At 62.0% G+C, this 14,119-nt stretch carries 18 protein-coding genes; 7 read left to right on the top strand and 11 right to left on the bottom strand.

Going from position 1 to position 14,119, the window contains the following annotated elements:
• Positions 1–115 precede the first annotated feature (115 nt).
• Entirely contained in the window at positions 116–1,057 is a 942-nt protein-coding gene (locus tag EN993_RS20235) for a nucleoside hydrolase (RefSeq protein ID WP_109661145.1), read from the bottom strand.
• A 315-nt stretch (positions 1,058–1,372) separates the two neighbouring features.
• Between EN993_RS20235 and EN993_RS20230 the strand changes: the two genes are divergently transcribed.
• On the top strand, positions 1,373–1,798 hold the full coding sequence (locus EN993_RS20230) for an Hsp20 family protein (RefSeq protein ID WP_023760739.1): 426 nt from the start codon (positions 1,373–1,375) through the stop codon (positions 1,796–1,798).
• Positions 1,799–1,863: 65 nt separating this feature from the next.
• Positions 1,864–2,118 (top strand): DUF1150 family protein, encoded by a 255-nt coding sequence (locus EN993_RS20225; protein WP_023760740.1) that lies wholly within the window; start codon positions 1,864–1,866, stop codon positions 2,116–2,118.
• A 124-nt stretch (positions 2,119–2,242) separates the two neighbouring features.
• Here EN993_RS20225 and ptsN read toward each other — a convergent pair whose 3' ends face one another.
• The 7 genes from ptsN to EN993_RS20190 all read right to left on the bottom strand — a co-directional run bounded on the left by ptsN (position 2,243) and on the right by EN993_RS20190 (position 8,281).
• Complete coding sequence (gene ptsN, locus EN993_RS20220; protein WP_013529589.1) at positions 2,243–2,707, bottom strand: PTS IIA-like nitrogen regulatory protein PtsN; 465 nt, start codon at positions 2,705–2,707, stop codon at positions 2,243–2,245.
• Between the two features lie 104 nt (positions 2,708–2,811).
• Positions 2,812–3,396: a ribosome-associated translation inhibitor RaiA gene (gene raiA / locus EN993_RS20215; protein ID WP_126070528.1), complete on the bottom strand. Its 585-nt coding sequence runs from the start codon at positions 3,394–3,396 to the stop codon at positions 2,812–2,814.
• Between the two features lie 265 nt (positions 3,397–3,661).
• Entirely contained in the window at positions 3,662–5,188 is a 1,527-nt protein-coding gene (gene rpoN, locus EN993_RS20210; RefSeq protein ID WP_127264642.1) for an RNA polymerase factor sigma-54, read from the bottom strand.
• Positions 5,189–5,512: 324 nt separating this feature from the next.
• Positions 5,513–6,331 carry an LPS export ABC transporter ATP-binding protein gene (lptB, locus tag EN993_RS20205; RefSeq protein WP_127264641.1) on the bottom strand — a complete coding sequence of 273 codons (819 nt, stop codon included), beginning with the start codon at positions 6,329–6,331 and terminating at the stop codon, positions 5,513–5,515.
• Entirely contained in the window at positions 6,331–6,915 is a 585-nt protein-coding gene (locus EN993_RS20200; RefSeq protein WP_109658845.1) for an LptA/OstA family protein, read from the bottom strand. Before EN993_RS20200 ends, lptB begins: the two co-directional genes overlap by 1 nt.
• Positions 6,902–7,615 carry an LPS export ABC transporter periplasmic protein LptC gene (lptC, locus tag EN993_RS20195; protein WP_109658844.1) on the bottom strand — a complete coding sequence of 238 codons (714 nt, stop codon included), beginning with the start codon at positions 7,613–7,615 and terminating at the stop codon, positions 6,902–6,904. Before lptC ends, EN993_RS20200 begins: the two co-directional genes overlap by 14 nt.
• Before the next feature lie 471 nt (positions 7,616–8,086).
• A complete protein-coding gene (locus tag EN993_RS20190) occupies positions 8,087–8,281 on the bottom strand; it encodes a hypothetical protein (protein ID WP_126070530.1) in 195 nt (64 codons plus the stop codon).
• Between the two features lie 161 nt (positions 8,282–8,442).
• On the opposite strand from EN993_RS20190, the gene sppA reads away from it, so the two are divergent.
• The 4 genes from sppA (at position 8,443) to EN993_RS20170 (ending at position 11,192) form a co-directional block, all read left to right on the top strand.
• A complete protein-coding gene (sppA, locus tag EN993_RS20185; protein WP_126070531.1) occupies positions 8,443–9,399 on the top strand; it encodes a signal peptide peptidase SppA in 957 nt (318 codons plus the stop codon).
• 82 nt (positions 9,400–9,481) lie between these two features.
• Complete coding sequence (locus EN993_RS20180) at positions 9,482–9,766, top strand: integration host factor subunit beta (protein ID WP_006200394.1); 285 nt, start codon at positions 9,482–9,484, stop codon at positions 9,764–9,766.
• A 54-nt stretch (positions 9,767–9,820) separates the two neighbouring features.
• Positions 9,821–10,189 (top strand): LapA family protein, encoded by a 369-nt coding sequence (locus tag EN993_RS20175; protein ID WP_127264640.1) that lies wholly within the window; start codon positions 9,821–9,823, stop codon positions 10,187–10,189.
• Between the two features lie 37 nt (positions 10,190–10,226).
• Positions 10,227–11,192, top strand: a complete 966-nt coding sequence (locus EN993_RS20170; RefSeq protein WP_109658841.1) for an ornithine cyclodeaminase family protein — start codon at positions 10,227–10,229, stop codon at positions 11,190–11,192.
• On the opposite strand, the gene EN993_RS20165 is transcribed toward EN993_RS20170, so the two are convergent.
• The 3 genes from EN993_RS20165 to EN993_RS20155 all read right to left on the bottom strand — a co-directional run bounded on the left by EN993_RS20165 (position 11,189) and on the right by EN993_RS20155 (position 12,782).
• A complete protein-coding gene (locus EN993_RS20165; protein WP_127264639.1) occupies positions 11,189–11,626 on the bottom strand; it encodes an EVE domain-containing protein in 438 nt (145 codons plus the stop codon). The genes EN993_RS20170 and EN993_RS20165 overlap by 4 nt on opposite strands.
• Entirely contained in the window at positions 11,623–12,018 is a 396-nt protein-coding gene (locus EN993_RS20160) for a VOC family protein (protein ID WP_109658839.1), read from the bottom strand. Before EN993_RS20160 ends, EN993_RS20165 begins: the two co-directional genes overlap by 4 nt.
• 74 nt (positions 12,019–12,092) lie before the next feature.
• Positions 12,093–12,782 carry a YafY family protein gene (locus EN993_RS20155; protein WP_127264638.1) on the bottom strand — a complete coding sequence of 230 codons (690 nt, stop codon included), beginning with the start codon at positions 12,780–12,782 and terminating at the stop codon, positions 12,093–12,095.
• 136 nt (positions 12,783–12,918) lie between these two features.
• Here EN993_RS20155 and EN993_RS20150 point away from each other — a divergent pair, with 136 nt between their 5' ends.
• Entirely contained in the window at positions 12,919–14,010 is a 1,092-nt protein-coding gene (locus EN993_RS20150; RefSeq protein ID WP_127264637.1) for a class I SAM-dependent rRNA methyltransferase, read from the top strand.
• The last annotated feature ends 109 nt before the right edge of the window (positions 14,011–14,119 follow it).

Below are 14,119 nucleotides of genomic sequence, written 5' to 3'. Positions count from 1 at the left end.
GAATAGGAGCCCGCGGCAGCGTTCCCTCCCCCTTGTGGGGAGGGTTAGGGTGGGGATCCCTCTTCGCAAGAATCCATATGCGATTGCCCTACCGTGAACGGGGAGAAGGAAGCTCTCACAGCCGCCCCAGCCTCTCGACCAGCAGCGCGAAGAAGCCATCATGGTCGATGTCGCGCATCACCATGGCGTTCTTCGGCCGCTTGGTGACACCCCACCAGTCGATCACGGTCATGCCCATGGTCAGTTCCGAATTGGTTTCCACGCTGACATTGCAGTTGCGGCCCTTGAACAGATCCGGCTTCAACAGATAGGCGATGACGCAGGGGTCGTGCAGCGGCCCGCCGTCGGTGCCGTACTTCTCCTCGTCGAAGCGCTCGAAGAATTCCAGCATCTCTGCGGTGGCGTTGCCGACCTTGGTGCCGAGCGCGCGGAAGGCCTGCGTACGCTTTGCGGTGGTCAGCGCCTTGTGGGTGACGTCGAGCGGCATCATCACGATCGGAATGCCGGATTTGAACACGACATCGGCGGCCTGCGGGTCGACGTAGATGTTGAATTCGGCGGTCGGGGTGACATTGCCGCCTTCGAAGAAGCCGCCGCCCATCAGCACGATTTCCTTGATGCGCGGTGCGATGCGCGGCTCGCGGATCAGCGCCAGCGCAATGTTGGTGAGCGGCCCGAGCGCGCAGAGCGTGATCGTGCCGCTCTCTTCCGTCATCAGCGTCTCGACGATGAAATCGACCGCGTATTGGTCCTGCAGCTTCATCTTTGGTTCGGGCAATTGCGGCCCGTTGAGGCCGGTCTTGCCGTGCACTTCCTCGGCAGTGACCAGTTCGCGCATCAGAGGTCGAATGGCGCCGGCATAGACCTTGATATCAGGCCGGCCGGCCAGCTCGCAGATCTTGCGGGCATTCTTTTCGGTAAGCTTCAGCGGCACGTTGCCGGCAACCGCTGTGATGCCGACGATCTCCAGTTCGGCGCTGCCGAGCGCCAGCAAAATGGCGACGGCATCATCCTGGCCGGGATCCGTGTCGATGATGATCTTGCGTGATTGGGGCATTTCAATTCCTTGTTTGGCGAGGCCGTAGACCTGAATGAATCTGATCGAAACATCCAAATGACGCCGAGGCGGCAGCGAGCTGCGATGTCGAACCGCTCGACCGGGGAAGACAATCCCGACCTGCGCGCTTCTCCTTGCATCTGCTTGCCGTTTCAAGCGCCATGTCGATCATTCCTGTGAGTCCACGACCTGGTCTTTTTGGGCGGGTCTTTTGACGGCTTGAACTTGGTCGCGGGGCGGACCATATCAAGACCATCGGGAAAAATGCCATCTGGGTTTTTCCACTTTATGTCGCTCTTGAGAGGACAGTGTAACATGAGCCGAATGACGCCCTTTTCCAGCCCGCTTCTCCTTGGTTTCGACGCCATGGAAAAGACCCTGGAACGCTTGGCGAAGTCCGGTGACAGCTACCCTCCCTACAACATCGAACGTCTCAGCGGCGCCGACGGCAAGACCGAAAGGTTGCGCATCACATTGGCGGTCGCCGGTTTCGCCGAAAGCGATCTCGATGTCACCACGGAGGAAAACCAGCTGGTCGTGCGCGGCCGTCAGACCGACGACACCGAGCGCGAATTTCTTCATCGCGGCATCGCCGCGCGCCAGTTCCAGCGCTGTTTCGTGCTGGCCGACGGCATGCGGGTGATCGCGGCGGAGCTGAAGAACGGCCTTTTGTCGATCGACCTCGATCGGCCGGAGTCCGAACGGCTGGTACGGAAAATAAACATATCGGTGAAAGACTGATCTTTACCGATGGCTCTCATGCGGGATGGCCTTGAGCGGCGTCCTCGCGCCAAGGAGGCTTTGAAATGACCAGAACTGAAAATATCACCATGACCAATGGCGAATTCGCCCATCTCGGCGAGGGCTCGGTCGCTTATCTCAGAAAGGTCTCGAGCGACGAATTGCTCGGCCGTTTCCCGAATCTCGGCGAAATCGCTCCCGGCATGGAACTGTGGGCGCTGTTTGCCGCCAATGGCCAGCCGATCCTGCTTTCCGACGCGCGTGACCGCGCTTTGGCCGGCGCCATGGAAAACGACCTGACCACGGTCGCCATTCACTGACAGCAATTTCCGCTGAAACGGAAAGGGCCGCCCATGGCGGCCCTTGAGGTCGCCTCAATTCAAAGCAATTCCAGGAAAAGTGTGTAACGGTTTTCCGTCCGGAATTGCGTAAAAACAGATAATATCAGGCCGCGTGCGAGGCCTGGGTGTCTGACAGCAGCGCATGGATCGCCGCGGCGTCGCGCGTACCCCTGATCTTGGCCACCGTGTCGGCGTCGCGCAGCACCCGCGCGATGCGCGACAAAGCCTTGAGATGGTCGGCGCCCGCCCCTTCCGGCGCCAGCAGCAGAAACACCAGATCGACCGGTTGATCGTCCAGCGATTCGAAATCGACAGGCGTCTCCAGTCGGGCGAAAACCCCGGCGATGCGCTTCACGCCGGCCAGCTTGCCGTGCGGAATGGCGATGCCGTTGCCGACGCCGGTCGAGCCCAGCCGCTCACGCTGCAGGATGGTGTCGAACACTTCCCGCTCCGGAATGCCCGAAATCGCAGCTGCCCGTTCGGACAGCAATTGCAGCAGCTGCTTCTTGGAGTTCGCCTTCAACGCCGGCAATATCGCCGGAACGTTGATAAGATCGCTCAGATCCATGCTTGAAAATCCCTTGTTCGCCTGCCGTCACCAGTCCTCACCCTCGTGCGGCCGGCTTTTATCCCCGTGCGACTCCTGTCGTCACGCCCGTGCGACTGTTGTCGTCACGCTTGTGCGACCTTGGTCGTGGACGGGTCGATCCAGCCGATGTTTCCATCGGGCCGGCGATAGACGATGTTGAGATGGTCGTTTCCGGCGTTGCGGAAGACGAAGACCGGGCTGTCCTTGGTGTCGAGCTCGATGACCGCCGACGCCACCGACATGGTCTTCAGCGTCATGGTTGATTCGGCGACGATGGCGGGGGCGAAATTCTCCGGAATGTCCTCGTCGTCATCGGCAAGCGGCGCCATCACCGTATAGGCAATGTCGGTCGGTTCGCCATTGGCGGCGCCCGAATTGTGTGATTTCAGCCGGCGCTTGTAACGCCGCAGCCGGGTCTCCAGACGATCCGCCGCCGCCTCAAAGGCAAGCGTCGGATCCTGGGCATCGCCGGTGGCCTGCAGCGAAGCGCCGGAATCCAGCCGGATCATGCAATCCGCCGAGTAGCGCGAGCCCGATTTGATGACCGTGACGTGTCCGGCAAAGCCGCGATCGAAATATTTGCCGATCGCTTCGCCGACACGATCGTTGATGCGTGTACGAAACGCATCGCCGATATCCATGTGTTTTCCCGATATGCGCAGATTCATCTGAAAACTGACCTTCCTTGCTCAGGCTTCAAACTGGCCCGAGTTTATACTCGTGATCCGTGCGCACAAGCTTTGCGGCGTCACTCGCGCCGATTTTAAATCCGAACTTTCCGGTTGATCACAAGCCGCCCTTTGACCGTCCCGAGGCCAACGTCGTGACGGACCATCCGCATGCAGGCATCTAGCCCGTCTCATGCGGGCGGGCTTCTAGCCACTTCACCGCGGCTTGTCAATGAAGTGCGGGCCTGTGGAAAATCGGACCGCCTCAGCGCCCGGCGCTGGCCAGCGCCCGTTTCTCGCGCCGGCGCTGCACCGAGGAGGGAATATTCATGCCTTCCCGGTACTTGGCGACCGTACGCCTAGCAATATCGACGCCACTCTCGCGCAACATGTCGACGATCGCATCGTCGGAAAGCACGTCGACCGGTTTTTCCTCATCGATCAACTGCTTGATGCGATCGCGCACCGCTTCCGAGGAATGCGCGTCGCCGCCGCCCGACGCAGCGATCGAGGCGGTGAAGAAGTAACGAAGCTCGAACACGCCGCGCGGCGTCAGCATATATTTGTTCGCGGTGACCCGGCTGACCGTCGATTCGTGCATGCCGATGGCATCGGCCACCGTGCGCAGGTTGAGCGGTTTCAGCTGGCGCACGCCATGGACGAGGAAGGCGTCCTGCTGGCGAACGATTTCCGAGGCGACCTTGAGGATGGTCTTCGCCCGCTGGTCGAGGCTGCGCGTCAGCCAGTTGGCGTTCTGCAGGCATTCGGCCAGAAAATCCTTTTCCGCCTGGTTCTTCGCCTGCGGCGAGACCTGGGCGAAATAGATATGGTCGACCAAAACGCGCGGCAGCGTTTCGGCATTGAGTTCGACCGTCCAACTGCCGTCATTGGCCGCACGCACCTCGACATCGGCGACGATCGCGTCGCTGGCGCCGCCCGAAAACGCCATCCCCGGCCGGGGATCGAGTGCCCGGATCTCGGCCAGCATGTCGAGCAGGTCCTCCTCGTCGACACCGCAGATCCGTTTCAATGCGTGGAAATCGCGCCGTCCCAGCAGTTCGAGATTGGCGATCAGCGCCTTCATTGCCGGATCGAGCCGGTCCCGCACGGCAAGCTGCAGCGACAGGCATTCGGCGAGGTCCCGGGCGAACAGGCCGGCCGGTTCGAAAGTCTGGCACACAGCCAGCACCTTACCCACCGCGGCGGCGTCCGTACCGAGACGAGCAGCGATCTCGGCCATGTCGGCGCGCAAATAGCCGCTTTCGTCGAGGCCGTCGGCGAGGTCGGCGGCGATCAGCCGCGCGGCGGGGTCGGCGAAGGCGAGCGCGACCTGTTCGCCGACATGGTCACGCAGCGTGATCGCCGCAGCCGCCATGTCGCCGGCGTCAAAACCCTCGGATGAGGAACTCGCGCCATTTCCGGAAGCCGATTTCCATTGCGCCGTCAGGTCCGGACCGAGCCGCTCACTGGTGCCCGGATCGTCGGGAAACAGGTTTTCCAGCGACGTGTCGGGCTTGTCCGAGATCGCCTCGGCGCTCCACTGCGTCTCGTTTTCGAACGAGTCGCCGTCAGTGGTGGTTTGCGGCTCCGCCTCGATCTTCTGCGCCTGGTCGCCGGCGGCATCGTCCTGCGGTTCGGCGCGCTCCAGCAGCGGATTGCGCTCGATTTCCTCGTCGATGAAATGCTCGAGCTCGACATGGGTGAACTGCAGCAGCCGAATCGACTGCATCAGCTGCGGCGTCATCACCAGCGACTGCGATTGTCGTAGCTGTAGTTTGGCCGCCAACGCCATGGTTCGGTTTCAAACGCCTCGTCTACGCATCCGGACTTCCGGAAGAGAGTTTTGCAGCCGGCCATAGAAACTGGCCCAGCTTTTGCTTGTCAAGGCAATTGCTAGCAAAACCCGCTTACCGGAGCGTTATCTCGGAGTAAAATCGAGGAAAGAGAGCCGGGCGAACCGCAAAAATCGTGTCAGGAAACAAATTTCACGCTCAGAGCAATTCCAGGAAAAGTGAGAGACGGTTTTCCCGGGAAAAGCGCATAGCGCTTTCCCTTGGGAATTGCGTCAAGACGAAAAGACAGAGCGGTTTGGCGTTTCCGTTAAACGACGAACCGCTCAGAGCGTAAAACCCTCGCCGAGGTAAAGCCGCCGCACATCCGGGTTTGCCACCACTTCGTCGGCCCTTCCATGGGTCAACACCTGGCCGGCATGGATAATGTAGGCGCGGTCGATCAGGCCAAGCGTTTCGCGCACATTGTGATCGGTGATGAGCACGCCGATGCCCCGCGCCGTCAAGTGGCGCACCAATTGCTGGATGTCGGCGACGGCGATCGGATCAATGCCGGCAAAAGGCTCGTCGAGCAGCATGTAGGCCGGACGCGTCGCCAGCGCACGCGCGATTTCCAGGCGTCGCCGCTCGCCGCCGGAAAGCGACATGGATGGCGCCTTGCGAAGATGGCTGATGTGGAATTCCTCGAGCAGTTCGTCGAGATTGCGCTCGCGCACCTTGCGGTCCTTTTCGACCACTTCCAGCACGGCACGGATATTCTGCTCGACATTGAGGCCACGGAAAATCGACGCTTCCTGCGGCAGATAGCCGATACCGAGGCGTGCTCGACGGTACATCGGCATCGAGGTGACATCGAAGCCGTCGATCTCGATCGTGCCTTCATCCACCGGCACCAGGCCGGTAACCATGTAGAAACAGGTCGTCTTGCCGGCGCCATTGGGGCCAAGCAATCCGACGGCCTCGCCGGCACGCACGCCGATGGTGACACCGCTGACGACCTTGCGGCCCTTGTAGCTCTTGGTCAAACCCTTGGCGATCAGGGTTCCCTTGAACTTTACCGCATCGACGGTCACCGTGGCCGGCGCCGAAATCTTGCCGGCGGCCCGTCCCGGAAGACGCGCCGTCAGCGACGACAAGCTGGCCATCAGGGGTTCGTCGCTCCCGATTTCGGCGGCGGCGTGATCGACATCTGGACGCGTTGCCCAGCGCATGGATCAACCTGGGCCAGCCCGGTTTTCATCTGCACGACGAGCTTGCAGCCGACCAAGACGTTGTCGTTCTGCGACAGAACGACCTTTTTGCCCGAAAGCACCAGCACCTGGCTCTTCATATCGAAGCTGCCTTGATCGCCGGTCGCGACCTGCGCATCCGACTTGATGTAAACCTTGTCGGAAATCTCCAGGTGATCGATGTTGGCCGAGCCGGTCATGGCTGCCGCGCCAGCCGCTTCCGCGCCCTTGGCGCCGGCGTTGGGGTCCTTGACGTAATAGACCATCATCTTGCCGGCCTTCATCAATGTCGGCCCCTGGACGACGCTGACATTGCCCGTGAAGATGGCGACACTGTCGGCTTGGCGGACCTCCAGCTTGTCGCTCTCGATCTGGATCGGCTTGTCGCCGGACAGTTTGAGGCCTGATTGGCTGGTGGTCTGCGCCAATGACGGCACAAGTCCGAGCAGCAGCAACGCTGAAGTTGCAGCCGCGAGCCGCGTCGAACTACTGAGCCGCATTGGTTTCTCCGCTGTTTCCCTCTGCCGTCTTCAAGGCGGCGGAATCGATGTTGACGCGCACTTTGTTCTCGAAGACCAGAATCTTGCCATTGTCCTGGACCGACATCGAATCCGCCGTGATCCGCGACCCGCCACGGCTGACATCGACGGGATCTCCCGTCTTCATAGTGCCTTTGCCCATGTCGAGGAAGACCGATTTGAACTTGGCCTGCATGCCGTCGGTTGTGGTGATCGTCACGTCGCTGGTCAGGTTCATCGTATTGCCGTCGCGATCGTAGGTGCCGTGCGAGGCCTTGACCGCCGCCACATTGTCGGGCGCGATCGGCACCTTGGCGTCGATGCCTTCCAGTTCGATGATACCTTGCGTGCTGACATCCTGAATGGCGCGCAACGCCGTCATCGAATAGGGCTGTTTCTGCTTGGTGAAACCGTTGAGCTTGGGATTGGCCATCACCAGCTTGCCGTTGGAAAAGGCGGTGCCTTCCGCCTGAACCTTCACGGAGACGGGTGCGGCCAGATAGGAATAGACCGGGAAAGCGATGGCGATCAGGGCCGCAGCCAGTGGCACGGCAAACTTGAGAATGCGCACACGGCGCGAATGACGTTGCGCGCGGTCGAACGCGTCGCCACGCGTCCGGCCGTCCGCCTGGGGGACCAACTCCATCTCGGCGCTGGTCGGTTCATTCGGTCGCGCTAACATTCACTGCTTTCTTCTAAACCCCTGCCCACCCGGGAGCACCGCCTATAGGTGGGACGCCGGCGCCTTCAAGCAAGCACAAGCCCAGGAAAACTGCAAAAATGTGACAGCCGCATTTGTACAGATGAAACCCAGATCCGCACAACTGGCCGTTCTTCATAGCAGAAACAGACACGCGGGGTAAAATTTATCAGCTGTCTGTCTCCCGCCCGACCTCGCGGTGACTGCGCAAATACGTGAGGGGAGATGTCGGATGCCCGCCTGGCCGGCCCGGTCGATCGTGTATGCGGCATGGCTATCTCGACCATCCGCGCCGATTGTCCCATCGTGTGGGAAAGAGGTAGTGTCTCAGTTTGAAATTTGAAACCAGACAAGCGCGTTGGCCGGCGACTTGATGTTGGCAATGCGCATGGTGCCAAACGGCGTTGCCGATCACGTCGGCGGGGCGCTTTCTGGCCTTGGATCCGGTCAGCGTCAGGCCACCTTCCGCTGTATGAGACCAACCAGAACGGTGCGCATTCCCGAATACGATGGGCTGCCAATTTTCACTTCCCAATCAGTGTTGCGTTTCCGAGGGTGCTTCGCGTTACGCAACGCTTCGCGGAATGTGTTCGGGTCGACGCCTACAGTTCGAGCCATATCTTCGGCGGTTGTGTGTTTGGCGATCATGACGTCTCCTATGCCTTTTGCCGATATATACGGCGTTTGCACAACTCGGCCAAGAATCGGGCGTTTCCGCAAATTTCAAACACTGCCGGGAAAGAGAACTGCTTCCAGATGGGAGGATCATGGTCTAAAAGCGTCTCCTCCCGCCGACTGAAAGGCTGACCATGGCACTGAGAGCCGACGACCTGATCGACCGCCGCCGTTTGCGGCGCAAGCTGACATTCTGGCGCGTCGTCGCCATCGGCATCGTTGCCCTTGGGGTGATTGCGCTTTCAGCCTGGTTCTACAACGACGATTTCGGCGGCTCGACGGTCGACCATATCGCCAAGGTCAAGATCGAAGGCACGATCACCGAGGACGAGGAACTGATCAAGCGGCTGGAAACCATCCGCCTGTCGTCGAAGGTGAAAGCCGTGATCCTGTCGATCGATTCGCCTGGGGGCACCACGGTCGGCGGTGAATCGATCTACGAAGAGGTGCGCAAGCTGGCTGCCGACAAGCCGGTGGTGGCGGAAGTCGGCACGCTCGCCGCATCGGCGGGCTATATGATCGCCAGTGCCGCCGATCACATCGTTGCGCGCAAGACCTCGATCGTCGGCTCAATCGGCGTGCTGATTCAGTATCCCGACGTCAGCGGCCTGATGGACAAGCTCGGCGTCAAGCTGGAGGAAGTGAAATCCTCGCCGCTGAAGGCCGCACCCTCTCCCTTCAAGCCGACCAATGACGACGAGCGCGCCATGGTCCGCAAGCTCATCCTCGACAGCTACGACTGGTTCGTCGGCATCGTTGCCGAGCGCCGCAAGATGACCCGCGAGCAAGCGCTGGCGCTTGCCGACGGTTCGATCTTCACCGGTCGCCAGGGCGTTGCCAACGGACTGATCGACGCCGTCGGCGGCGAGACCGAAGCGGTCGACTGGCTGGCGACCAAGGGCGTCGATGCCAAACTCAAGGTCGTCGAATGGAAGGACACTGAACGGGGCGGCGGCTTCCTGTTCTCCAAAGCGATGGCGCAAACGATCGGCAGTGCGCTCGGCCTGCCGGCCTACAGCGGCGACATCATCCATGAACTCGGTGCCGACCGCTTGTTTCTTGACGGTCTCGTTTCCGTCTGGCACCCTTGAGCTGCCGTTTGGGGCAAGTGAAAAAAGCAAATAAAATCATCCTCATAATTTTGACCGCACTGCTTTCACGGGGACCCGTCTCATGATCAAGTCCGAACTTGTGCAGATTATTGCCACGCGCAATCCGCATCTTTTCCTGCGCGACGTCGAAAACATCGTCGGCGCGATCTTCGATGAAATCACCGACGCCCTTGCCGAGGGCAACCGGGTCGAACTGCGTGGCTTCGGCGCTTTTTCGGTGAAAAACCGTCCCGCCCGCACCGGCCGCAATCCGCGCACCGGCGAATCCGTCGAGGTCGAGGAGAAATGGGTGCCGTTCTTCAAGACCGGCAAGGAATTGCGTGAAAGGCTGAACGGCGGCAAGTAGGCGCGTCAGCGCCAGACGGCCTTCCGGACAGGCCAGCTTCCGACGGAAAACATCATGTTCAATCGCTTCATTCTCATCGTGATCTTCGTGCCGTTGGCGATCATCCTGATCGCACTCGCCGTTGCCAACCGCGAACTGGTCGCCTTCACGCTGGATCCGTTCAACCCTGGCAATCCGAAGCTGACGGTGACTTTGCCGCTGTTCATCTTCCTGTTCCTGGCGCTCGCCATCGGCATGATCGTCGGCAGCCTGGCAACCTGGGTCAAGCAGGGCCGCTACCGCAAGCTGGCGCGCCAGCGCGGCGTCGAGGCTGAGAACCTGCGCCAGGCGGTCAGCCGTGCGCCGGCGGCACCGCAAAGCCCGGCCCAGGGGTCGACCCAAGGGTCCGCCCAAGGATCGGCATTGCCGAAGCCGACCACTTGAACCGCCGGTCGGCGGCTTTGTCCCCACGGAGTTTTTCATGTTGACCATTTCGGCCGCAGAGGTCGACCATGCGCTGACCTTTCCCGGACTGGTCGAGACGCTGCGCACGGCGTTTCGCGACGGAGCGGTGCAGCCGGTCAGGCACCATCATACGATCGAGCGGCCCGATGGTGCGGCCTCCACCCTGCTTTTGATGCCGGCCTGGACCGACCTCAACGCAGCCGGCACGTCGGCTGGTGGTCACGTCGGTGTCAAGATCGTCACCGTCTCTCCCGACAACAACGCCATCGGCAAGCCCGCGGTGATGGGGCTCTACCTCCTGCTCAATGGCGCCACCGGCGAACCCGAGGCCTTGATCGACGGCCAGCGGCTGACCCAGTGGCGCACCGCCTGCGCTTCGGCGCTCGCGGCCTCCTATCTCGCCCGCGACGATGCCTCGCGGCTGCTTGTGGTCGGCGCCGGCGCGCTGTCACCCTTCCTCGCCAAGGCGCACTCAGCCATGCGGCCGATCAGGACCATCCGCATCTGGAACCGCACCCCGGCCAATGCCGAGAAGGTCGCCGCCGATCTGCGCACCGAAGGCTTCGCTGCCAGCGCGGCAAGTGATCTCGATGCCGAGCTTGGGCGGGCCGACATCGTCTCCTCGGCGACGATCACGACGACACCGCTGATCAAGGGCGCATTGTTGCGGCCGGGAACCCATGTCGATCTGGTCGGCGGCTTTACGCCGACGATGCGCGAAAGCGATGACGACGCGATCAGGCTCGCCCGCGTCTATGTCGACACCCGCGCCGGCGCCACCAAGGAGGCTGGCGACATCGTCCAGCCACTGGCCTCCGGCGTGCTGAAGCCGGAAGCCATCGTGGCCGATCTGCACGAATTGGCGCGCGGCCAGAAGAAGGGCCGCGAGAGCGCCGCTGAGATTACGCTATTCAAGTCGGTCGGCGCAGCGCTCGAGGACCTTGCCGCCGGCATTGCCGTCTATAAGGCGCGCACGGCCTAGTTTGCTGTTGCGCCCATTTTGGCGCCCATCGCCTCGGCGATCGCACGAAAATCGTGATCCCCGATTTCGAAAAGGCCAAAGCGAAGCTGATAGCCCCAGTTCGACTTGCCGGCGGTGAAGTGCAGCCTGTCGAGCAGCGGCTTGATCGGCGTTTCCTCGGCCTTCGCCCACTCGACATCGCGGCGAAACGGCGTGAAGCCGCCACCCATATCACCCTGATAGGGTTCGCCTTCCCGCACCGTGCCGATCGCCGTGAAGGCCTGCAGTCCGTCTTTCTCGCCCAAAATGGTGGTCGCCGAATAATAGACGATGCCATCGCCGGGCTTGACGCGACGCAGTGGTGCCGCCTTGCCGTGGTTGACCTGCATGAAGCCGCCCTGACGGCCGCGCCGGACGTGCTCGGCCGACGCCACTGCGATCCAGTGTACACTCATTTCTGTTCCCCATTGGCTTGTTCGCCGTCGGACAGCCAGTAGATGCGCAGGCGATGATTGTCGGGATCGAGCGCGACAAAAGTGCGGCCGAAATCCATGTCGGTCGGCGTCTGCAGGATCTTCAGCCCGCGCCCGGACCAATCCGCATGGGTGGCATCGACCGCATCGGGCGTATCCAGCGCAAAGACGATTTCGGCGCCACCGCCTGCCGCGGCAGCCGCCGGCTCGACCGTGTGACGCGACCAGAGGCCAAGCTTGAAGCCGTTGTCGAGAACGAACAGCACGAAGGTCGGCGAACTTTCGACCGGCTCACGGCCGAGCAGCGCGCTGTAGAAGGCACCGCTCTGCTGCGGCTGGTCGACGTAGAGGATGACGAAATTCGGGGCGGTCATGTCTGCTCTCCAAGGTTCGGTGTTTCGACTTGGCGACCATAAGATAGGCTACTGTCAGATTCTGGCAGTAGCCATCACGAGCCGCGCGACTTGTCGAGCGTCGCCCGCCATTCCTTGAGCAGTGCCTGGCGACGGCGCGGATAGCGTGCGTCTGTTGTTTGGAGTTCGGCGATGCGGTCGGCGCGAAAATGCCGGAAATCCTGCCGCATCTCGCACCACGCCACCACCACCCGCACCTTATCGAAGAACCCCAGCGCGAACGGCCAGACCACACGTTCGGACGCGGCGCCGCCAGCATCACGGTATAGAAAGCCGAGCTTGCGCTCGTTGCGGATGGCCTGCCGCACCAGACCAAGGTCGATGCCCTCGATGGCCGCGGCGGGAGGGCCGACCAGCAGTGTACTCGCATCAAGATCCTCGCGCAGATCGTCCGGCAGCACGGCGGCGATCTTGGCCAACGCGTTGGTGGCGGCGGCCGAGAGGCGCTGGTCCGGCTGCTTGGCGACCCAGCGCGAGCCGAGCACGATGGCTTCGATCTCCTCGTCGCTGAACATCAGCGGCGGCAGCATGAAGCCGGGCTTGAGCACATAACCCAGCCCCGCCTCACCCTCGATCGGCGCACCCTGGCCCTGCAGCGTTGCGATGTCGCGGTAGAGTGTGCGGATCGAAACGCCCATCTCGTCGGCAAGCGTGTGCCCGCTCACCGGCCGGCGGTGCCGGCGCAGGCATTGGATGAGGTCGAGCAGGCGTTCGGAGCGGGACATCCAGCAGATTTGCCTGTTTCTTTGACATTGGTCCATCGCCGGCCGACATAAACCGGGAAGGCCTACATGTCGGACTTGGTTGCGAAGCCGGTTGCCCTATGTCAAAAGCGGCCACGCCGCTCGGAGTTGCCCCCGCTTGAAGTCTTTTCGCGACAAACGCCGCGACAACCGTCCGCATCCATCCGCAAAGGGTGCGGCGGACGCATCACGTCCGCGCACGGGACCCGTTCCCGCCAGACCGGACGCGCAACCGCGCGAGCGGCATGAGGAGAAGGCGGACGACCGTTCCGAGCCGAAATCGGGGCCGCGCGTCCTGGCCCGCCGCGAAGGCGCCCTACCCAGCGAGCAGCTTCCGGTGATCCTGGAAGTCGCGCCCAATGCAGATTATGCGCTGCTCGACAGCGGCGCCGGGCAGAAGCTCGAACAATACGGCCCTTACCGGATCGTGCGGCCCGAGGGCCAGGCGATCTGGCAAAAGGCCTTGCCGGTAAAAGAATGGGAGCGCGCCGACGCCGTCTTCACCGGCGACACCGACGAGGAAGGCATCGGCCGCTGGCGTTTCCCCAAGGTGCCGCTCGGCGAGACCTGGCCGATGAAGCATGACGGCATCGACTATCTCGGCCGTTTCACCTCGTTTCGCCATGTTGGCGTCTTTCCCGAGCAGGCCTCGCACTGGGACCACATGGCCGGGCTGATCGCGGCGGCGAAGCGGCCGGTCAAGGTGCTGAACCTGTTCGGCTATACCGGTCTTGCTTCCTTGGTGGCGGCCCGCGCCGGCGCCGAGGTCACCCATGTCGATGCCTCGAAGAAAGCGATCGGCTGGGCCCGTGAAAACCAGGAAATGGCCGGGCTCGGCAGCAAGCCGATCCGCTGGATCGTCGACGACGCGGTGAAATTTGCCGAGCGAGAGGAGCGCCGGGGTAGCCGCTATGACATCATCCTGTTCGACCCGCCGGCCTATGGCCGCGGCCCCAAGGGCGAGGTCTGGCAATTATTCGAGGACCTGCCTGCTTTGACCGATCTCTGCCGCGCGATCCTGACGCCGAAACCGCTTGCCGTGGTGCTGACCGCCTATTCGATCCGCGCCTCCTTCTTCGCCATCCATGCCTTGATGCGCGACACCTTTGCCGGCATGGGCGGCAAGATCGAATCGGGTGAGTTGATCATCCGCGAAAAGTCCGCCGGCCGGGCGCTTTCGACCTCATTGTTTTCGCGTTGGGTGGCCTGAATGAACGAGCGGCACGCAGGCGCACCCGGCCAGGTTAAGGAAGTCACCAGCCTCGCCAATCCGCTGGTCGCGGAATTTCTTCTGCGCGAGGGCCTTGATATCCTTGACC

The organism is Mesorhizobium sp. M7D.F.Ca.US.004.01.2.1 (genome assembly GCF_003997785.1).
Lineage (GTDB): Bacteria > Pseudomonadota > Alphaproteobacteria > Rhizobiales > Rhizobiaceae > Mesorhizobium > Mesorhizobium loti.
The sequence above is the reverse complement of the archived record's forward strand: the minus strand, read 5'-3'. Positions and strand labels throughout refer to the sequence as shown.